This window comes from Microcoleus sp. B6-A1 (genome assembly GCF_036705085.1).
Classification (GTDB): domain Bacteria; phylum Cyanobacteriota; class Cyanobacteriia; order Cyanobacteriales; family Microcoleaceae; genus Microcoleus.
In genome coordinates, this window is the sequence record NZ_JAUBTU010000050.1 from 1 (window position 1) to 18,710 (window position 18,710).

General features: G+C 44.6%; 21 protein-coding genes. 10 read left to right on the top strand and 11 right to left on the bottom strand.

Annotated features, from left to right (window positions below):
- Positions 1-69: 69 nt before the first annotated feature.
- The 6 genes from QUB11_RS18735 to QUB11_RS18760 all read right to left on the bottom strand — a co-directional run bounded on the left by QUB11_RS18735 (position 70) and on the right by QUB11_RS18760 (position 3,478).
- Positions 70-1,137, bottom strand: a complete 1,068-nt coding sequence (locus QUB11_RS18735) for a hypothetical protein (RefSeq protein WP_333391350.1) — start codon at positions 1,135-1,137, stop codon at positions 70-72.
- Positions 1,138-1,272: 135 nt separating this feature from the next.
- A complete protein-coding gene (locus QUB11_RS18740; protein WP_333391351.1) occupies positions 1,273-1,818 on the bottom strand; it encodes a hypothetical protein in 546 nt (181 codons plus the stop codon).
- Between the two features lie 116 nt (positions 1,819-1,934).
- Positions 1,935-2,231, bottom strand: coding sequence for a hypothetical protein (locus QUB11_RS18745; RefSeq protein WP_333391353.1), 297 nt, complete (start codon positions 2,229-2,231; stop codon positions 1,935-1,937).
- Between the two features lie 47 nt (positions 2,232-2,278).
- Positions 2,279-2,572 carry a hypothetical protein gene (locus tag QUB11_RS18750; RefSeq protein WP_333391355.1) on the bottom strand — a complete coding sequence of 98 codons (294 nt, stop codon included), beginning with the start codon at positions 2,570-2,572 and terminating at the stop codon, positions 2,279-2,281.
- A 278-nt stretch (positions 2,573-2,850) separates the two neighbouring features.
- Entirely contained in the window at positions 2,851-3,192 is a 342-nt protein-coding gene (locus QUB11_RS18755) for a hypothetical protein (protein ID WP_333391357.1), read from the bottom strand.
- 61 nt (positions 3,193-3,253) lie between these two features.
- Complete coding sequence (locus QUB11_RS18760; protein ID WP_333391358.1) at positions 3,254-3,478, bottom strand: hypothetical protein; 225 nt, start codon at positions 3,476-3,478, stop codon at positions 3,254-3,256.
- Positions 3,479-4,056: 578 nt separating this feature from the next.
- Here QUB11_RS18760 and QUB11_RS18765 point away from each other — a divergent pair.
- The 4 genes from QUB11_RS18765 to QUB11_RS18780 all read left to right on the top strand — a co-directional run bounded on the left by QUB11_RS18765 (position 4,057) and on the right by QUB11_RS18780 (position 6,649).
- Entirely contained in the window at positions 4,057-4,542 is a 486-nt protein-coding gene (locus QUB11_RS18765; RefSeq protein WP_333391360.1) for a GIY-YIG nuclease family protein, read from the top strand.
- Between the two features lie 58 nt (positions 4,543-4,600).
- The gene (locus tag QUB11_RS18770; protein ID WP_333391362.1) at positions 4,601-5,074 is read left to right on the top strand and encodes a hypothetical protein; all 474 of its coding nucleotides are present in this window, start codon (positions 4,601-4,603) and stop codon (positions 5,072-5,074) included.
- Between the two features lie 377 nt (positions 5,075-5,451).
- On the top strand, positions 5,452-6,027 hold the full coding sequence (locus tag QUB11_RS18775) for a hypothetical protein (protein WP_333391364.1): 576 nt from the start codon (positions 5,452-5,454) through the stop codon (positions 6,025-6,027).
- 259 nt (positions 6,028-6,286) lie between these two features.
- Positions 6,287-6,649 carry a hypothetical protein gene (locus QUB11_RS18780; RefSeq protein WP_333391366.1) on the top strand — a complete coding sequence of 121 codons (363 nt, stop codon included), beginning with the start codon at positions 6,287-6,289 and terminating at the stop codon, positions 6,647-6,649.
- Between the two features lie 107 nt (positions 6,650-6,756).
- On the opposite strand, the gene QUB11_RS18785 is transcribed toward QUB11_RS18780, so the two are convergent.
- Together QUB11_RS18785 and QUB11_RS18790 are read right to left on the bottom strand one after the other, a co-directional pair.
- Positions 6,757-7,926 (bottom strand): hypothetical protein, encoded by a 1,170-nt coding sequence (locus QUB11_RS18785; RefSeq protein WP_333201227.1) that lies wholly within the window; start codon positions 7,924-7,926, stop codon positions 6,757-6,759.
- 515 nt (positions 7,927-8,441) lie between these two features.
- Positions 8,442-9,917 (bottom strand): pentapeptide repeat-containing protein, encoded by a 1,476-nt coding sequence (locus QUB11_RS18790; protein ID WP_333257485.1) that lies wholly within the window; start codon positions 9,915-9,917, stop codon positions 8,442-8,444.
- 10 nt (positions 9,918-9,927) lie between these two features.
- Between QUB11_RS18790 and QUB11_RS18795 the strand changes: the two genes are divergently transcribed.
- Positions 9,928-10,248 (top strand): hypothetical protein, encoded by a 321-nt coding sequence (locus QUB11_RS18795; RefSeq protein ID WP_333054872.1) that lies wholly within the window; start codon positions 9,928-9,930, stop codon positions 10,246-10,248.
- A gap of 271 nt (positions 10,249-10,519) precedes the next feature.
- Here the strand turns inward: QUB11_RS18795 and QUB11_RS18800 are convergent, their stop codons facing one another.
- Positions 10,520-10,885 (bottom strand): hypothetical protein, encoded by a 366-nt coding sequence (locus QUB11_RS18800; RefSeq protein ID WP_333054870.1) that lies wholly within the window; start codon positions 10,883-10,885, stop codon positions 10,520-10,522.
- 419 nt (positions 10,886-11,304) lie between these two features.
- Here QUB11_RS18800 and QUB11_RS18805 point away from each other — a divergent pair, with 419 nt between their 5' ends.
- Entirely contained in the window at positions 11,305-11,700 is a 396-nt protein-coding gene (locus tag QUB11_RS18805; RefSeq protein WP_333054869.1) for a nuclease A inhibitor family protein, read from the top strand.
- A 388-nt stretch (positions 11,701-12,088) separates the two neighbouring features.
- On the opposite strand, the gene QUB11_RS18810 is transcribed toward QUB11_RS18805, so the two are convergent.
- Positions 12,089-12,991, bottom strand: coding sequence for a DNA/RNA non-specific endonuclease (locus QUB11_RS18810; RefSeq protein ID WP_333391367.1), 903 nt, complete (start codon positions 12,989-12,991; stop codon positions 12,089-12,091).
- Between the two features lie 180 nt (positions 12,992-13,171).
- Here QUB11_RS18810 and QUB11_RS18815 point away from each other — a divergent pair, with 180 nt between their 5' ends.
- Genes QUB11_RS18815 through QUB11_RS18830 form a run of 4 tightly spaced genes read left to right on the top strand, consistent with a single transcriptional unit; the run spans position 13,172 to position 15,967 of the window.
- Positions 13,172-13,972: a ParA family protein gene (locus tag QUB11_RS18815; protein WP_333391369.1), complete on the top strand. Its 801-nt coding sequence runs from the start codon at positions 13,172-13,174 to the stop codon at positions 13,970-13,972.
- Positions 13,972-15,081, top strand: a complete 1,110-nt coding sequence (locus QUB11_RS18820; RefSeq protein ID WP_333391371.1) for a ParB/RepB/Spo0J family partition protein — start codon at positions 13,972-13,974, stop codon at positions 15,079-15,081. The genes QUB11_RS18815 and QUB11_RS18820 overlap by 1 nt, the downstream gene beginning before the upstream one ends.
- Positions 15,082-15,116: 35 nt before the next feature.
- Positions 15,117-15,419 (top strand): hypothetical protein, encoded by a 303-nt coding sequence (locus QUB11_RS18825; RefSeq protein WP_333054860.1) that lies wholly within the window; start codon positions 15,117-15,119, stop codon positions 15,417-15,419.
- The gene (locus QUB11_RS18830) at positions 15,416-15,967 is read left to right on the top strand and encodes a hypothetical protein (protein WP_333054858.1); all 552 of its coding nucleotides are present in this window, start codon (positions 15,416-15,418) and stop codon (positions 15,965-15,967) included. Before QUB11_RS18825 ends, QUB11_RS18830 begins: the two co-directional genes overlap by 4 nt.
- 1,357 nt (positions 15,968-17,324) lie before the next feature.
- Here QUB11_RS18830 and QUB11_RS18835 read toward each other — a convergent pair.
- On the bottom strand, positions 17,325-18,503 hold the full coding sequence (locus QUB11_RS18835; protein WP_333257494.1) for a WYL domain-containing protein: 1,179 nt from the start codon (positions 18,501-18,503) through the stop codon (positions 17,325-17,327).
- Between the last annotated feature and the right edge of the window lie 207 nt (positions 18,504-18,710).

Sequence of the window (18,710 nt, forward strand, 5' to 3'; positions counted from 1 at the left end):
AACCTCTTTAAATATACTTAATATTCTTATTATATCATATTAGTTATTTATGTAATTAATTTTGTTTAACTACTTATCACCTTTGGGGCCGGGAATTCCTTGAGGGCCAGTTGCACCCACTGCACCAGTCACTCCAGTGTCTCCTTTAGGGCCGGTAAGTCCGATCAAGCCCGGTGCGCCTTGCAAACCCTGGCTACCTTGAGCACCCGGTTCGCCTTTTTCACCTGGTAAGCCTGCTGCACCAACAGCACCCGGAATTCCTTGAAGTCCTTGAGGCCCGGTGTCACCACGATCGCCTTTATCGCCTTTAGCACCGGGGATACCGGGGATTCCTGATTCACCGCGATCGCCTTTGTCACCAGCGGGGCCGGGGATACCGGGTAAACCATCAACACCGGGAACGCCTTGAATGCCTTGCATCCCTTGAGAGCCTGGAATCCCTGGAATTCCTTGAGCGCCAGCAGGGCCAGTCGCACCGGGAACGCCAATATCACCACGATCGCCTTTATCACCTTTCGGGCCGGGTTCACCAGGAGGGCCAGCGGGGCCGGGTTCACCAGGAGGGCCAACAATGGCAGGTTCTGGGGGAATGAGAGCAACATCGCGAGTGGCGGTGGCAAGAACGCTGGTACCGAGCATGATGTCCGCTCGGAGAGTTCCATTTTGTGTGATGGGTGCCTCGAATGGAACCCAGGGACTTTCTTTGATAATTGCGCCATTCAAAGTGAATCGAACAAAACCGTTAGTTGGAATGTGTTGAACATCAGCAACTACGACTGTTTGCCCTGAGTAAAGAACAGGAGCGCGTAAGGCAATTGTAGGAACATTGACCTTGACTTCAAAATTGAGTTGAGCAGTCGATCGAACTGTAACAGGAGCTGTACCGCTGATGTCTTCAGCTTCAATGACATGAACACCTGCGGTATTAATTGGAATTGACATTCCAAATTGATAGATAGGTGCAGCAGTAGTGCCAACATTGGTGGCTGTGGTATCTGTACCAACAACTACACCATTCAGTTTGAAACGAACATCGGTATTGGTGTTGGTGGGAGTAACTGCTGTAACTGGGAGAGAATAGGGCAATCCTCCGACTTGAATACTGGGTTGAGTGGGAGCTGTGATTCTAATTGGCATTAGCTTAATCGCCTAAAATTTGATAGACAAACAATCCCTTTCTTGGCATCGGCATACCAAGAAAGAGATTATGGAAGCGAGACTGAACCTAGCTTTGAGAGAAAAGAGTTTGAGTTTCGCGCGTCTGGTAAAGAATCAGGTTTGAATCAACAGAGTCTGAGCAATAATCAACTCAAGTTCCATTGACTCTCCGACAATCATGAGACTGGTGTAAGCGTCGGGAGTTGGATTAGCATCATCAGAAACCCGGATAACTTTGGGATTCTGTAACTGGCTGAAAACTTGGTAAAGTTCAGTCAGATATTCGATTGCTTCGATCGGCATCAAAATGCCAAAGACCGCTTCTGCCGGAACAGTTCCCTCCATCGTCAAACCTTGATTCTGGGTGACAGTCGCTAACTCAGTCAGCGCATTTCTAATCAAAGGCTGGAAGAGTTCATCAAGGGTTTGATTAGAAATTGTTCGATTTGCCGGAGCTTTGTAAGTAGGGGCTTCGGGATTGAGTGCCTTGATTGCAGATCTCCGCATTGAAGCATCCCTGGAGAGAATAGCTGCGTCATCAAATGGCAACTTCGCCCTTCTAATCGCCAACAATGAATCGCCTTCGGATTGAGGCCAGAAATTGTAATCGGCAATTGTCGCTCGCAACAATTTTGTGGCTAAGCCTGCTGTTAACACCATGTCAGTAATCAACTAATAAATTATTTTTTAGCTTATATCCCTTTTCTGTTTTTGAGTTCAGACACCAAAAAGTTGACTTTTATCCCCATTTGTTATAGAGATAAAAGCCAAAAGTGTTAATCGGATTCTGACCAATTGACTAGAAGGACAGAGACAGAATCTGTGGGAAAATTATTAGCTTTGAAGTTTTGCTGTAGAGTCGCAACTACTTGTTCTGCCTTTTCCTTAGACTCAAAGAAATAGGCTTCTTCAAAATCAGTAATCCATTCAGGATTTTCATAGTTAGCCAGAAACAAAATGCTACCATGTTCTGTAGCAGCACCGATCGAATAATAGGCGTAACAGATAACAAATCTGTGCTGAATCAAAGAAGGAGCATTAGCATTAGGGTTCGGAACAGGGGAGTTGAGCATAAAAAAACCAGTAGCGAACTGGTAAACCGCTGCTGTCAGGTAAGAAATTAGGAAATAAGAGGCTTGAAAGTGTGAATTCTTGCCCAATCGAAACTGTTTCCGATGTAACTGTCGAATAAATGACTGTCACCACGAAACAAAACCTTGTTGGCTAGAAACCAATGACTTTCGCCAGTAGAATCTCGAACTAAGGTAAAGGAACGGGAATAGTAGGGGACGATCGGAAGTTCAATTGCACCAACCGCCCAACCTGGACACCAAACATTTCCATAGTGAAAGAAACAGTCTTTTGGTTCAGGAAACCAAGTAATGTGTTCTTGAGTAATCTTTAAGGTTTCCATAGAATTACCAGACAATTGGCTTAAAACTGTTGATTTTTGTCCAATCGAAAGCATTGGCTGAGTAAGTCTCAAAAAGATGAGTCTGACGATGATTGCCCTCTCGAATGGCAACATTTTTAGCAGAAACCCAATGACAGCCACCTTCAGCATCACGAACCAAAGTCAAGAAACGGGAATAGCTAGTAGGGATGGGAAGCTCAATTTGACCGAGCGCCCACCCATGGCACCAATTAGAGGGATTGTACAAGAAGAAACAATCTTTGGGTTTCAGAAACAAATCAATGTGTTTCTGAGATGTTTTCTGTTTTTCCATCGTTTCTACCGTTTCCATTGTTTTTGTTTCTCTTCAATTGAACTTCTGCAACAGCTTGATTGAAAGCTTCATCGGTAGGTTCTTCAATGATACCAATCAAACAAAACCATTTCTTGTTGGATCGTTCGTCCGCCTCGGCAAATTGTTTTCTCTGCGCTATGGCATAAGTGCTGGGAGCCGCCATTGAGGAGTTGGTCGTAATAATAAGCCAGTCGATCGGAGGTAGAGGGATTGGTTCTCTTCCAGCAAACGGACAGGAATAGCAGGGTTTTGCTGGTACATTGTAAGCACTTAAATCTCTTGCCATGTGTTTGAGGGTTAGTATGAGTTCTGACCTCCCAGTAGAATGAGAGGTCAGTGGTGAGTAGTTAAACAGATTCTGCAATTTTATATGCAGCTAGATAGGTTGCGTCGGTACTTTGCGGGTGCTTGCCTTCTATCTGGTCACTTATTGCTAGGGCTATTTTTACCCTTTGAGCTTCGGTTGGTGAAGGAAGCAATTGGTTCTGAAAATAGTACCCAGCCGTTGAATCAAAGAATTGGTTGAGGTCAGTTTCATATTTCAGAAACTTTACTAATTCTTCTAGATTCATGAGTTTTCCGAAAGTCTGGGACAAATCGAACGTCCCGCCATTGGCAGAAATGCTTCTTGGGATTCTATGCCTGATTCAACTCTTTCTTGGAGGGAGACAAAACGATGATAGATTCTCATAGCTAGGGAGCAAAAACATCATCACCCTAAAGCGAAGCATGAGGATTTTCCTTTTCCCTGGATTGTCAACTCGTAAGAAGTGTAAAAGCTGCTAGGATTTTGTTCGATTTATTATGAATAGCTAAGAATCGATCGAATAAAAGGGCAAAGTGGATGCGACAGTTTCCGAAACTTGGCTAAATAAACTTTCCTTAACATCGAACCGCCAAAAAATCTGTGACAGAATCTCAAGATTTTGTTGATATTTTCAACAACCGCTGTCATCAGTTTGGTATAATTGTGACAGTATCAGTTCCATATTTGGAAACATTACTACTGGGAGCGTGGGGTTTGGCAGAATTTCCTTGAGCTAAACTTGACAGCAGCGATCGTCCAACAATCTTTAAACCCGTGGAGCAACTCGAACTTTTCCCTGAATTTAAGCCCAAAGCCAGAATCCCAAAATCTCCTCAGTTAACCATGAGTGGTGAAGCTCTGTATTCTTGGAAACAGCGCATTTTGGAACACCAACAATCTCAAGGTGCTGACCAACCGCGACAGGCAAGTCTATTCGAGTTAGCGCCCAATCCCTGTGACCCCAACAACATAGACCCCTTTGCCCTAGAACTGCACAATCTCTCATTTTGTGAGAAACCGGATTGGGGCGATCGTACTTGTCTCTATTTCGTCATCGACAACGCATACCGCTTGGTTCTCTATGTGGGAGAAACAGAACGTACTCCCAAGCAACGATGGATGAGCCACGATTGTCATAGCTACATTGCCAACTACATCGAACTGCATCGGCGTTATTCCCTGGATGTGAGTGTGGCTATAGCTTTTTGGTACGGAGCGCCGACGAATCGAAAGCATCGGTTACAGCTAGAGTCAGAGCTAATCTACAAGTGGAAGTCACCTTTCAACAAAGAATGCTGGCAGTGGTGGGGACAACCGTTCGGGAAGTGAATCTGCTGAAATTCGGTATTTCAAAGTTAGGAACCATATAGCCATCTCCGAATTTAACATGGATCGATTTGAATTTCAGCTAGTAATGTTGCAACAAGGAGCAGAGGAATTAGAGAAAAAAATAGCTAACTTTAGTACAATTTTGCAGCAATTAAAAACGGCAGCAATTACCATTTGGGTAGCGTTGATTGGTTGGGTGTTTGCCAGCAAAATAGATGTGTTAGTTCCGCTGGGATACGTTATAATTTTTGGTTTTTGGTTTTTAGAAGCTACATATTGGAGAGTACAATTTTATTATATGCAAAGAGCCGCTGATGTTACCGAATTCTTGAATGATGAAAGGGCTTTAGATGAAAGTTTTAATACTCGTTCTATACCAAAAGGTTTAGTTCACCCGCTCGGTTATTTGAAAACACTTAAAATGCCTTCTTTGTGGAGAGCTATGTGCGCTCCATCAATCTATATTTTTTATACCTTTTTGTTGGCTGTTAATTCGATCGTTTGGTTGATAAGTCTTAAAACAGCTCTCTAAATCTCGCAAGATACCCTCTGCTATCTTTTTCCACCTTATGCCAACTTACCCAAGATAGTATTACTTTACCCTGCGAACTGGATAACTAGGAAAGAGGCTAAATTCCAGTTAATAAACGTAAATGTAGTAGAGGTTGGCAGCAATGTTGCGAAGCAGATCGCACCAGTCCTGTTTCCGCATCTCGAATCTTAGCAAACTGAAATTATAAGGCTCCCATCCTCATAAAAACCGGATATAGGTGAATGCGAGTGAAAGGTATCAGTAACAGTTCGAGATTGTTCCAATTCACAGAGATTGTTGAATAACTAAACAGTCCTTGAAAAAAGCGCAATTTCTGGGTGTTTGCATAAGCCCTCTAGAGCATTTCGAGAAAATCCATGAAAAACATTGTTTATCGATCGTCATTCTTGTGTAGCCTAGGACTTCTAACCTTCGTGGCACTAACGGGAATACTCTCCCCAGGTAGCAGTAGCAGCCAGCTTTACCCATCAATTGGTCAAATTCAAGTTTCACGTAAACCTGCTTCCAGTACAAAGCAATACAAGAATTCGACTTATGGTGTTAGCTTGAGCTACCCCAGCAATTGGCGACCTACTAAGGGCTATGAAGAACGCTTCAGTGGTGCTGATGGATTCTTCCAGATAATCGGGTTATCGTCACCGTCGCCGTCAACGATTCAAAATGTTTGTAAGGATGCACTGAATCATAGACTAAATCCCTATGGTACTCGTCCCCAGGTGCAAAGGTTACAAATTCAGGGTCGCCCAGCCTGTTTAATTTTGCCTTCCTCCGATCAAGATCCGGCTATGGAAAGAATGGCAACGCTCATTGTCCGTTATCCCACACCGATTCGCCTGAATGGGGCAAACTACAATCACCTCATTTTGTCTGCTAACAAGGAACACATTCGCCAGATTACTAACGGGCTAAGATTTACAATACCAAGCCGATAGCATAGCAACCGCCAAGGCTGTTAGGGCATAAAGTGTAAATAGCCCCAATTGCGGTGCGATCGTAAAACCTATTTTTAAAGTTGGGTTCTCAAACAGCTCGCTAACCGGAGGCAAAAGTTGTAGATGTTACTCAACAAAATCGACGCACCACACTTAATTTCTGTAAACCCAATGCTTAGTAGAGATTGAGTTGGTGCCAGATTTTTTCCAAGTCGCTGTGTGATTGCATAATATTTGGTATACGCATCTCCACCGACCAATGAAAAAATATCTCAACCTCGCCACCGCCCTCATCGCATCACTCAAGCCCAAATCCAAAACACCCATAATCGACACCTACGGTGAATCCACGCTTAACCAAGATGAGCAGCAAACCCTGATAGAATCCTTGTTTGCCAGTTTGATGGGCGTTGGGTACTTCGGCAAAGCTCACCTAATCTGGGACGATGGCAAAGACGGACAGCGGGAGATATTCACCGCATTGTTGAGAAACGAGCCAATCTTTCTGTATCGCCAAGGGGTGCGACCTACACCAACGGTTGAAGGATATGTTTGGCGACTCATTGGCGAACATCCGAGTTTGAGGGTGTATGAGTTGGTTGTGGAAGGTGAAGGAGATTGAGGACGATCGATGATTTTGATGAAAGAGTTATCAGTAAAGAATAAAGGGTATTTCAGGACAGCAAAACTTTTCACTTAGCTAGCTGTCCCTACTTCTCAAACAGACGGCTAGGCGACACTAATTGTTTGACCGTTAGTTAGACTGCTGAAGTCATAGGTTGTGCGACCAGCTATGAGTTCTTCAAACTCAGAAGTTTTCATAGTGCCATTACTACTTCTAAAACCCACCGTTGTCCCCAATATTTCAACGGTATAGTTGCCTGATGTTAATTCCAGTGAGTCTCGATCTTTTCCGCCATAGAAAGTAGCAGAACCAGAACCCCTGATATAGTCTGTACCTTTCCCTAAAAATATGTTGCCCAAGCTAGCAAACCCGCTATCAGTAATGATGGAGTCCGCGCCCTTACCAGTATTAATAATACCCTCGTTGGCGATAGTCCCGCCAAAGCGAAAATCAGTCCTAATGCCAGTGATTATATCGTTGCCATCGCCAGTATTGATGGTGCCGGTATTGGAGATGGCGACGCCGTAAGTGCTAGTGCCAGTGATTATATCGTTGCCATCCCCGGTATTGATGGTGGAGGAATTGGCAATGGCATCGCCCTGAGTTGAAATGCCAGTGATTGTGTCGTTACCCTCGCCGGTGTTGAGAAAAGAGGAGTAGAGAATCGTGCCAGAATACCCACCAGTGCCAGTGATTACGTCATCCCCTTCCCCAGTATCAATGATGGAACCATTGATGGAACCAAAACGTAAGCCCATGTATTCGCCAGTACCCGCGATTGTGTCGTTACCGTTGCCAGTCTTTATGACGATCGGGCTTTGCAAGTTGGGGTTGTTAGAGCCATGCTCAATTCCTACACTCAAAAAACCCTGGGCAATGCCCGTGATTATGTCATCACCACCACCTGTATCAATGGTGCCTCCTTCGTTGAAAATGCCATTACTATCACGATCACTCGACCTGTATCTTCCTTGGTAACGGATGCCGACGATTAAGTCGTTATCCTCACCCGTATTGAGTGTGCCCGTGTTGTGGATGCCGCTGACCGTATACTCGTAAGTATCAGGGATTAAATCGCCGTAGTCTGCCGCAGCAACGATTAAGCCGTTACCATCACTGGCATTAAACGTCCCGCTGTTGTAGAAACCGCTGATTCTTGTCGGAGTGCTGTTGATACTGTTCTCACTGTTACCAAGCGTTAAGTCCTTGCCAGTAAGAGTATTAGCGAAGCCATTATTAAGTATTTCTTCTTCCCCAGACACGCCGACGACCAAATCACCCTTTTCGGGAAAGGTTATACCTGAAAGTTCGATCGCCATAAGAAAACCTCGGAATTAAAATTAAAATCAAAACATATTATCTGTCACCATTATAGAGCAATGACCCGGACAGTTCTTATAGGTCAATGGCTTATTCTGTAAAACTTTGAACTACTGTGGATAATTAAATCAATGTCAGATCCACCCCGCTCGTTACATTTAATTAAACTTTATTTATGATCCTTACGCTGTAAAACTTGTAGTTTCGTTCCAAAAACTGTTTGGAGTATTGCAGTAGCATCGGCTCAAGGTGATGAAGTCGTGCAGTATGGTTGAGTAAGTATGAGGAAATTAGGGTGTTATTCTACTCTAATTGTTCCCAATTCTCCATCAACAAAGAGAACAATAGCCCCTTCGTTGTCACTAAGATTCAAGTTTGCCAAAAGCTTCTTATGGACACCATAGGAACCTGTTAGCTGTAGAGATTAGTGTTGCAGATCGCTACAGCTATTCCTACAAATACTGCAATGTTAAGCAGGCAACCCTAACCCCTTCAAAATCATGGGCAATAACTTGGTACACGCCTCTACAATGCTGGCAGTCTGGGGCAAACTGTTCAATGTTGCCTCAAACATCTTCTTCGCTTTCCGTGTCAGCCCTTCTTTTTTAGCAGGTTCCTCTGTTTGCTTAGCTTCTGCTAAAGCTTGCACCTGCTCTAATAAATCCGCTTTGTCGGGGTCGGATAGATCGGAATCATTTTCGATCGCTTGTTGGAGTTGTGTTAAAAGTTCTTTGAGGTTGGGTTCCGAAGGTTCCTCGGACTCTGGCAACCGAGCGATCGTATTAGTTACGTTGCCGCTAATCCTACCGAGATTAACGACTCCGCTGACATCACCGCCAACTAACCCGCTGATATCTCCAATGTTGCCACCGCCTGAACGAATGTTGATTCCCTTGTTCTGAGTCACGATTAATCCTCCTTGAACGATTTGAATTGTTTCTGCGTGAATCTTAGATTGATGCGTACCTGTCTGAATAAACTGCTCAATCGTATCCTTAAGTGTACGAATTTCAGCATCTCGTTCAGCCAATCTTAGCTGAACGGTAAGCGGCAGTTCTTTCTTAATTCGAGCGTAATCTCTAAAATACTGACGGCTTAACTCAGATTTGTCCGCCCCTGGTGCAGTTGTAAACCGGAGATTCAAGCCATTGTTGCCCCGCCGTTCGATCGCCACAAACCGTAGCTCTTGTTCTGGATGGTCGGTGGATAAGTTTTTAAGTGCAATGGAGATAGCGCGGGGGTCAATATCCTGACTGTGGTACAAATCTAGAGTATCCACATAAGGTTTAATGAAATCAGCAAACTCCCCCAGAGCAAAGGTTTCTCCCCAGTTATCTGGTTTCCGCAATCGGTTGGGATTATCTTTGGTTTCCAGGCGCATGAATACATAGTCGCATTGCACGTCCTCTAGTTTGGTGCTACCTGTAATTCCCCAATCTTCGATACAAGCTCCTGTGAGAATTGCTCCCGTCATATCTGTACCGTCGAGTTGCGCTTGCTTCAGGATAGCTTTGGACAAATTCGCATTCTGCAAGTTAGCGTTGTTGAGGTTTGTTCCAATAAAACTGGCATCTTGTAGATTTGCGCCTTGTAGGTTCACCCCTTCCAAATTCAAGCCATCAAAGTTTTGAGACTGTCCGTCAAGCGTGACGACCAGTTGCCGAATTTGCGGATTGGCAAGGTAGGTATTGTCGAGACGAGCATACTCTAGTGCTTTTACTTTAGAGAAGCGAGTACGAGTAAGATCAGCCTTTCGTAAATCGCAAAACTTAAGCGTTGCACCAGTAAAGTCTGCATCAGTTAAATTGGCTTCCTTAAAGCAATTTCCTCCTTTTGTCACTATTGCTATTACTGCTTGCATCCTCCAGAGGAAGCCGGGACTGCAAGTGAGTGCTTTCCAGCTAAGATAGCAGGAAATTGCAATAGTTACAATTACGATCGGCATTACTTTGGTTATGGGTGCACTTATAATAGTTACTGCAAGCATTGGGAAAAATGTACTTACAGTAGCTATCACAGTAGAGGCTAGTGAAACTCTCAATAAAATTAGCGATAAAGTGGCTATCTCTATACTTATTGAAACTAACACTGTGGCTCCAGACCCTAAAAAGAAAGGAACACTTATGTCAAGGCTATTCGTTGGGGAAGGCAGAGTGAGCGATAATAATAGAAGTGGCAGCAAGGCTCCTATACCTATAATAGTTCCCAGAACAAAGTTTTTTCGTACACTACAAAATAATGTGATACTTAAAGAAAGTAAAACTGAAACCCCATAAGGTAATGAAGATTTCGTCAACAATCCCGTTGCTAGTAAGCTCCCTGCTCCTAGGAAACAACCAGCTAAGCTAGCTAACAGTAGTGTCGCACAAAGCAAAGAAACTTGCCAGCTCAGTTTAATTCCAAAATTAACCTTATGGAACTTTGATTTTTCAAGGTTTACTCTAGTAAAATCTATTCCTTGTAAAACAGCAAAATCAAAACAGGTTTCTGCCAACCCTACATCATGCGGTCGCTGCATTTCTTAAATAATGATAAGCTACTGAATTATCAGCCTACTTCACTACACCTTTTGTCACAGTCAGAATGACCGTTTCTCCAGCAATTAACTAGGCATACTAATTGAGGAATAGCGTCATCGGGGCGGTCTGGTGTATCAAATACTCCTGGTGGAATAATTCTTTTAATATTAATTCCTTCCGACGTACTTGAAGAGTCTACCACCTCAAACTGAAAATTTTTGATGGCATTATCTATTGGATTTAAGGAGTTATCTGAAGACTTGTCGAAAAGAGAATCAGATAATTGGGTCGTAGTTATTCTGAAGCTGATGAGTGATTTAATCCATTCTGTTGCAAGCTCTTTTTGCTCCTTAGAGAGATTGTCCCATCCCGGACATAAAATCTTTGTTGCCATACTGCTAGCTCCTCTAATTTTCATGGTAAAGAATAATAGGAGTAAATCAGATGCTTTATCAGCCCTGAAGTTACTGCACTCGCAACTGGTGAACGAACTTGACGAATTCCACTTTCTTTGAGGCTATCCGTCGTTCGCGCTACCTCGTCAAACGCCACCTGAACCATCGCATCATCGTGCTTCGACAAGTCTGGTAAAACTCCAGCATACATCCAAGCTAGACCAATTCTACTTACTTACTAGAGCTTGGTTGCCACATCAGGATGGTTTTAGAATTGCTAAAGCACTCAAATCTACAGACAGCGATGGTTTACACTTGTGTAAGATTATTCAGCCCGCCTTGATAGATTCGTTCGCCCCAACTCAACCAATCCTTAAAATCTCTAACTTGTCTTGTTTTCAGCTAATTAACAGCCACTATGACCGACTCGATCGTCACCCAACTCCAACAAACTTCCAAAAACTTACTCTTCCTCAGCGAAACCGATGCCCCCTTTGAGGTCATTCATTGGCAGACACAGGAACAGCTCACTCCAGCGAAACTTCTGCAACTCACCGAACATCCACCCGATGCTCCCGTAGAACTGCGGACGGTTGACGAATTCTTTGCGATCGCCACTCAAGAAGAAGATTGGCATGATGAAGAAGAAGAGGAAACGGTGAAGCGATTTCAGAATTTGGTGAGCATCCTCAAACAGAATCTATCGCAGTTGCAGGTTTACCGAGTTGGCAACGTTGAGATTGATGTCTACATCGTCGGGATGACGGACGGTGGCGAATTGGTGGGACTGTCAACGAAACTGGTCGAGACTTGATTGCAACAGACAGGGTGAACTATGATTGGTGATTAACGGTTGAGTTACATAGTAACCATAATTAGAGTCAGGAACGGAGGTTGTAATATGAGCACGATCGGCACAGTATTTAGTTGGCTTGCTTCTCTTTACTGTTTGTTTATAATAGGACTTTTATTATTCTTTTCTTACACAGAGGGCAAGCCATTCCAGATGGGTATTATAGCTTCCTTTTTTATGTTCCTAATTGTTTTTCCTCCCCTCTGGTCTTACCTCGATCGACAATATAATTTCAGGATTAACTGGCTAATCAAGTTTTTTCTATTCATCGCTTCTTACGGATTCCTAATGCTAAATATTAATGCAGTTGGTTAAAAGTCTCAAGCAAAAAAGTAAGCTTTATCCCTTTTTACTGACCATCAACTTTGCTCTCAATCACCTCCTGAATCTGTGGCGGGACATTAGATAAGAAATTCAGCCTTGTTTCCTTCTCAATTCTTGCCACAGAAACTCGAAAGCTTTTCCATCCTTTGCCTTTGACGCTGGCATCGTTGGGCATCATCACAGCGATCGTCCTAGTATTTGCGTCAATTCCCTGCATCCCCAATCCTGGTCTATCGAGAACCACGATAACTTTCCAATTTCTAGCCGGCACTGCAATCTTCTCCTTTCTGCCGATGCTGCCTTTCCTTCCCACGGGCCCCGCTACGATGTAAAGTTCCTTGCCCTGCTGCACCAACTCGCGACAATACTCTTCCAAGTCACCCCACACGCCTCTGTTAACTTCTGGCACTTGAGGCATCATATTGGTCATCAGGAATGTGCTGCTGTTATCGACTTCGGTGCGGGTGCGATCGGCACTTGGTGCAATGTGTCCTCTGTCGTAACCGCTTCCCATGTAATCGTTGGGGCGGACTTTGTACCAAGTATCCGGTAGGGAATCATCAGGGCGGAAGTTGTCTTGGCGATCGGCTGCTCCAATCCAAGATTTATTGAGCTGCCACGATACCCAGTTGGCGGTCTTAGTTTTGCTGTTGTAGCTCAGCACGAACTGCGGCTTTACCATCAGGTAATTGTCGATGTTGCTGGCAACACTGGGAACGGCATTGCTGGGATTGCCCAGGAGTAAGTTGCGGTTATTGATGGCTGAGCTGATGGGTTCTCTGGTGCTTGGTTTTGGTTGCTGCACCCTTGGTTTTTCACGACCGAGTTGAGGAAGCCGAGACGGTGGCGATGGCTCAGTCAAGTTGCAGCCACTAATAATCCCTAACAAAATCAGAGCGATCGCCCCCCGTTGCCACAAATTCTTCACTCTCAACCGCTCCTCTTACATCTTCCATGCCAAGCTTATCAGCAGCTTGCCACTTAACAAAAAGAATACAGCACCGCTAGTCGTATCTTAAAAAACGAAGCAAATGTTCTGTCGTATCTTAAAATACGACGAGGCAAACTTTCTGTCGTATCTTAAAATACGACTTTTCAGAGTGGAGTTATGGAAAAGCACAAAATTATTATTGGGATTTTAGCCAATGCTGGTGGTGTTGGGAAAACAACGTTAGCAGTACATCTCGCTTACGAGATATGCAAACGGGGACTCAAAGTAGCTTTAATCGACCTCGATCCTCAACGAGCTTTAGATGTATTCTGTGGCTTACCGAACGCAGAAGTTGAAAACACAGTTGTCCGAGTGTTTGACAAAGATTTCGACGGAAATTGGCCTTTGGTTTCGGCTTGGAACCATCTCGATATCGAAATCTGTCAAGGGCATCCCGCTACCGCACAGGTGGCAAGCGATTTGGTCATTCGGAGACGCGGTGAGTACGTGCTGGCCGATCGCTTCAAGAGCCATCCCTTACGCCACGATGTGGTCATCTTAGACTGCCCTGCCACCATAGGAATCATTTGCGAAAATGCAGTGGCGGCCGCCACCGGCATACTAATTCCCCTTCAGTTAGAAATGAAATCGGTTTCCGGCGTAGCTGACTTGACGCAGTGGTTGATTGGAATTTCTGACGACTTAATGCTAGAACCACGCCCTCCAGTCTTAGGCTTAGTTCCCAGCTTATATGACAACAGCCGCGCCATTCACCGCCAGTACCTCCAGCAGTTACCTGAAGTCGCCGAACAACTGCGAGTAAAACTATACCCGCAGATTCGAGATTCCTCAGAATTCAAGAATGCAAGCGCCAACGGTCTGCCTTTACAAAAATACCGCCCAGCCCATCCCGCTTGCAAAGACTTCAAATCGATCGCTGACGACCTCGTTACCTTAGTGAAGAAAGGAAAACTTTAATGGGTAAACTTCCTAAAATAAACGAACGCTTTGCGGGTGCTTATCAAGCGACTGATCAGGCCCAACGGATTGCCGAATTACAAGCTGAAGTAGAGAGGCTGCGAGCCACACCATCTCCAGAGCTTGAGCAACAAATGGCAGCTTTGCGAGAGCAACTGAAAGCGCAGTCGGGTGAATTAGAAGTAGGTGTAGATTTAATTGACCCCAATCACTACCAACCTCGCCAGACAATTACACCGGAAAGCATTCAAACTTTGGCTCGGAGTTTGGCTCACGACGGGCAAATTACTCCACTGATCGTCATTCCTCAAGGTGAAAGATACTTGTTGTGGGACGGACAGCGCCGTTGGGAAGCTGCTAAACAGTTGGGTTGGAAAACAATGCGGGCTGTCACTGCCCCCATGCCTCAAGATTTACATCGCAAAGCGCTGTTGACGTTTATCCATCACGAAGACCTCAACCCCTTGGATAAGGCTGAGGCGATTATTCAGGAAATAGCTACCACTACCAGTCGTGAGGCTGAAGAGATTTCTACTGTACTGTCAACAGTGTTGCGGCGTTTGGAGCGTTCTTCCCAGGCTCATCAACTGACTGCCCTCGTGACGGCTGCGACAGAGGAACAGCAGCAAGGAGTGAAATCTTTGGGAGTGAGCGAAACGGAGGAAAAGTTGCTGTTAGCTTTGTTGGATTTGGCTTTAAATCCCGCTTCGGTGAAGGCTAACTTGATTCCTATGTTGTCCCTGCCAAAAGATTTGAAGACAGCAATTCGACAGCAAGGGCTGAAAGGAGCACACGCTTTAGCTTTGACGGTTTTATCTCCCAAGACTTTAAAGACTTCTGAGCGTCAGGCGACAAAGGAGAGGATTGAAGCGACTAACCAAGTGATTGAGCAAGATTTGACGGTAGCTAAGACTCGCGAGTTGGTAGGACAAATCAAGGCTAAATACCTAAAATCAGTCACTTCTGAGTCGAAAGAAGTCACAACATTGGTGCGGGGGGTTAAGAAGTTATCGAAAGTAGTGATGGTTTCGACTAGCGCGGAACAACTTACGGAGTTGCGCCAAGTTTTAGAACAGAAGCTTTCGGAAATTGATGAAATTTTGAGCTAAACATCATAAATTTAAAAATGGCTTAAGCTTTCTGGTTGACAGAAAAAATGGCGATCGCCCCCTGCTCGATTCATTCGGCGAGACAAGGCCCGCCCCAAGCAGTAATGTTTTTGAGTCGGGCAGTGAAAAGGATAAAGCTCAAAGCCGAAGCAATGGAGTTGCTGGGAAAACTTGCCCGCACCATCAAAGTGATCAACTCAGTTGTTTATCAAAAACAAGTCATCGCCGATTCTTTGGATCGAGCCACTACGGTGTGGGATTTGGGCGATCAACCAGCCTCATATTCTGGTAAAGAGTACAGCCGACTGTTTAAGGAAATCATGGGAGCGTTGAAATGAATACCAAGAAACGCAAACCACTCGGCAGCGCGATGGAAGAGTTTGTTTTCGGTACAAAGGAAGCTGCATCGCCAACACCACCAGAACTTGTATCGTCAGCACCAACGCCTACAGCATCGCTAACATCGGAAGCTGCATTGCCCGCAACACCACCAGGAATTGCATTGCCCACTGTAATATCATCGCTGCCGGAAGTATCTGCACCAGCACCCGTTTCCATTCAATCAAAGGAGCCTAGTTTAATGAGCAAACTGCAAGCACCCGATAAAGAAGCGACGGTCAGGTTTACTGTGGATATGTCCGAAACTCTGCACCGTAAACTGTCGATGTTGGCAGCGAAGACGGCGCGCAAGAAAGTGGACTCTTGGTGCGGATGCTGTTGGAAGATGGGCTTAAGGAGGTGGAGGGGTAAGGGTTCTCTTGATATTGTGCGATCGCTCTACTCGGAAGGTGGCGATCGCTCGGAGAAATTGACTGGGTTAAGAAACAGAAGTTTTCCCAACAAGTGGGGAGCTTCCAATGAAAACTTGGTATCTCTTGAACTTTGACGATCGCCCGTTTCCCTTTAATTAGCTTGCCCAACGACTGGGGAGTATTTAGCGTTAACTTCCGTAGCTGCGATCGGTTGTTTCTATTCAACCAGGTTTTAAAGATTTAGGTTTGCAGAATTCTGAGATTGTCAAAACAGCGGACGATTGGGTTTTGGTGACTCCATAATAAGCGATCGTGTCTGCCCCAATTCTCGTAGCGGAGAGTTTCACCAATCCTCTCTGTCAGAAACCAACAATATAATAAACCTGCCACCCAACGACTGAAAATAGCTAGATTTTGCCCCAAGTATGGGGCTTTTTTTGTGCTTGTTAATTATTCGCAATTCGGATTAATTGCAGAAATTTGAGTTGTAAAAGTTTGTCTTTGAAGTTTTCCCGATGTTGAAAACTTAGAGCTTTTGGCACTACAGAAGGCTCTGATTTTTGATTTCTGTTTGCGGTGTCGTGTGAAGTCGAAGCCTCCTTCGATTCCGCATTAATAGAAGACTTCGACACACTTTGTCTTAGCTATGTATTTCTAGCAAGTGACAAGTTAACTTGCTAAACAGTGCCGTAACCCTTCGGCTGGGGAATAGGACGATGCCTTAAGGACGGTTTTCTATGCGGTAGAGGCGTCCCCCAAAATTAGACTATTAGAAATCTAGTCTCTTGTCAACAGCTATTTATGGTTTTCCTTAAACTGTCGCATTAATAGAAGACTTCCACTAATTTTGTTTTAGTATTTCCATTCAATTTGTTTCCCCAGCGAGTGGGGAGTTTCTGGTTTTGGTTTGTTTGGCATCGCTTCCCCTGTTAAAGTTTCCATTCAATTTGTTTCCCCAGCGAGTGGGGAGTGTTCGCCACAGAGGCTATACCCAGAGCGGGATTCAGCCGTCAAATCGACGCACCGCTAAAATATAGCACAGGTAAACGAGAAAAATCACCGAACTATAAGCCTCAAACTCAATCCCTGCAAAGCATCGACGCACCTCAACCAAATCATAAGGGTTACACACACCAAGCGAGGTGCGTCGATATTGGCTAGATTAGTCTCCTAAACTCAATAGTGTTTTCCGGTCAAAGACTTTAGCTGGTAGATAGAAGCATCCTGAAATAACATCCTATGTCGGCTCTAGGTCTGATTAACTGGTACGATCGTCTAGCCACAACAAGAAACTGATATCAGCTATCCTAACTTTTCCAGCCAACCGTAGCCCATTGCTGGAATATAAATGTCGTTACTAAGACTGCTGCGCTATCAGTTTTGCTGATTTCATCGGTGTATTGTCTGGCAACTTCCCCTGTTTGTTGATCTGACAGTGTTACCTACACCGGATTAGAGCATTCTTAGCAATGATTTGTTGTTTAAGTCACGTTAGCTGTATCGATCGACTAAATCTCTCGCTGCTTGTCGGTGTTTTTCTACTAAACTCGGCGGGGAAAGCACTTGGGCGCTATCCATATATCTGTTCACCCACAGACTAAATTCGTTGAGGGAGCGATCGGGCAAATCTATCTGATAATCCACATAAGCGACTTTGCCAAAACTATTCTTCGGGCCTTCTCTAATCTTTTGTCGCGGATGCCGCCGATCGCCCTCTAAGATAAATCCAACCACTTCCTCGAAAAACCGCACCCTCACTTTTTCTAACTTCAGCGTACCCTGTAATTCAGCCTGCTGTTGCTCTAGATTGCCTAAGAACAACCCCCAGCCGTTTTTTAACAACTTTTGAGCTATTTTCAAACGTTGTCCCTGTACAGCTAAGCCACGTCCTTGTAAATCAATAATTTCGCAGTAATCGGTAAAGCGATTGACCCGTACTACCTTCAAGTGTCCGTTGTCGTAATTTTCGCAAATCAGGTACCAGGCGATATCGTGATAAATCAGTTGCAGGGGCCAGATGCGGTGGAAACCGACCTGACCTCTACCGTAAGGATCGCTTTGGCGGTGAAGTTCGATCGCCTGACCCCGGACAATTGCTGTTTCTACGATGTCTAGTTTGTGAAATAGGGTATTGCGATATTCTTGGCGAGCGAGCATTTCTACAGGGTCGGTGTAAATAATCGCACGATTTAGTTGTTCGCGAACGGGATAGAACAATTGACCTTTGAGTTCGATATCTAATCCGCGCAACCGTTTAGTGAGTTTTTCGCAAATTTGGCGGGCTTGTGGATTTCCTTGATATTTGGCTTGAGAGGCTATGGCTTGAAATGCGAATAGTAGTTCGTCGCGATTCATTGCACCAGTGCCGAGATAATATCCGAAGCGATACATTCGTTTGTCAAGGATTCCGTAGTGGCGCAGAGTTTCTAAATCTTTGCGAATCGTAGGAATTGCAGGATAGTTTTCTGGAAATTCGATGCTGGTGGACTCGGCAGCAACTTTCTGTAATTGAGATTGAACTTCTAGCAAAGCGTCGTGATATTTACTGTCGGATGCTTCGGTGTCAGAGTGTCCGATGCCCGGATGGTTTACCAATGTGGCGATGAGGAGCATGATGCGATCGAACGTTAGTTTATCGGCATAGGGGTGAGGGGTTGGTTTTTTTGCCATGATGGGGGTAAGGCGTGTAAAAGTCAAGGAAAAGACAATATTGACACAAAAATATAGAAAAACCTCAAAGCGATTATTGAGAGAGCTGTAGGTTTTCCAAGAGATTTGATAAATATTGTAAATTGCGAGACTCGAAGCTGGCTCGACTGGTATATTGAGTTGAGTTGGGGAAGCGAAACTACAACGCCCCAAAAGCAAAAACATTAA

Coding starts and splice junctions, on each gene's coding strand:
- QUB11_RS18735 (WP_333391350.1), bottom strand. CDS start 1,137: ATGCCAATTAGAATCACAGCTCCCACTCAACCCAGTATTCAAGTCGGA.
- QUB11_RS18740 (WP_333391351.1), bottom strand. CDS start 1,818: ATGGTGTTAACAGCAGGCTTAGCCACAAAATTGTTGCGAGCGACAATT.
- QUB11_RS18745 (WP_333391353.1), bottom strand. CDS start 2,231: ATGCTCAACTCCCCTGTTCCGAACCCTAATGCTAATGCTCCTTCTTTG.
- QUB11_RS18750 (WP_333391355.1), bottom strand. CDS start 2,572: ATGGAAACCTTAAAGATTACTCAAGAACACATTACTTGGTTTCCTGAA.
- QUB11_RS18755 (WP_333391357.1), bottom strand. CDS start 3,192: ATGGCAAGAGATTTAAGTGCTTACAATGTACCAGCAAAACCCTGCTAT.
- QUB11_RS18760 (WP_333391358.1), bottom strand. CDS start 3,478: ATGAATCTAGAAGAATTAGTAAAGTTTCTGAAATATGAAACTGACCTC.
- QUB11_RS18765 (WP_333391360.1), top strand. CDS start 4,057: ATGAGTGGTGAAGCTCTGTATTCTTGGAAACAGCGCATTTTGGAACAC.
- QUB11_RS18770 (WP_333391362.1), top strand. CDS start 4,601: ATGGATCGATTTGAATTTCAGCTAGTAATGTTGCAACAAGGAGCAGAG.
- QUB11_RS18775 (WP_333391364.1), top strand. CDS start 5,452: ATGAAAAACATTGTTTATCGATCGTCATTCTTGTGTAGCCTAGGACTT.
- QUB11_RS18780 (WP_333391366.1), top strand. CDS start 6,287: ATGAAAAAATATCTCAACCTCGCCACCGCCCTCATCGCATCACTCAAG.
- QUB11_RS18790 (WP_333257485.1), bottom strand. CDS start 9,917: ATGCCGATCGTAATTGTAACTATTGCAATTTCCTGCTATCTTAGCTGG.
- QUB11_RS18795 (WP_333054872.1), top strand. CDS start 9,928: ATGGGTGCACTTATAATAGTTACTGCAAGCATTGGGAAAAATGTACTT.
- QUB11_RS18800 (WP_333054870.1), bottom strand. CDS start 10,885: ATGGCAACAAAGATTTTATGTCCGGGATGGGACAATCTCTCTAAGGAG.
- QUB11_RS18805 (WP_333054869.1), top strand. CDS start 11,305: ATGACCGACTCGATCGTCACCCAACTCCAACAAACTTCCAAAAACTTA.
- QUB11_RS18815 (WP_333391369.1), top strand. CDS start 13,172: ATGGAAAAGCACAAAATTATTATTGGGATTTTAGCCAATGCTGGTGGT.
- QUB11_RS18820 (WP_333391371.1), top strand. CDS start 13,972: ATGGGTAAACTTCCTAAAATAAACGAACGCTTTGCGGGTGCTTATCAA.
- QUB11_RS18830 (WP_333054858.1), top strand. CDS start 15,416: ATGAATACCAAGAAACGCAAACCACTCGGCAGCGCGATGGAAGAGTTT.
- QUB11_RS18835 (WP_333257494.1), bottom strand. CDS start 18,503: ATGGCAAAAAAACCAACCCCTCACCCCTATGCCGATAAACTAACGTTC.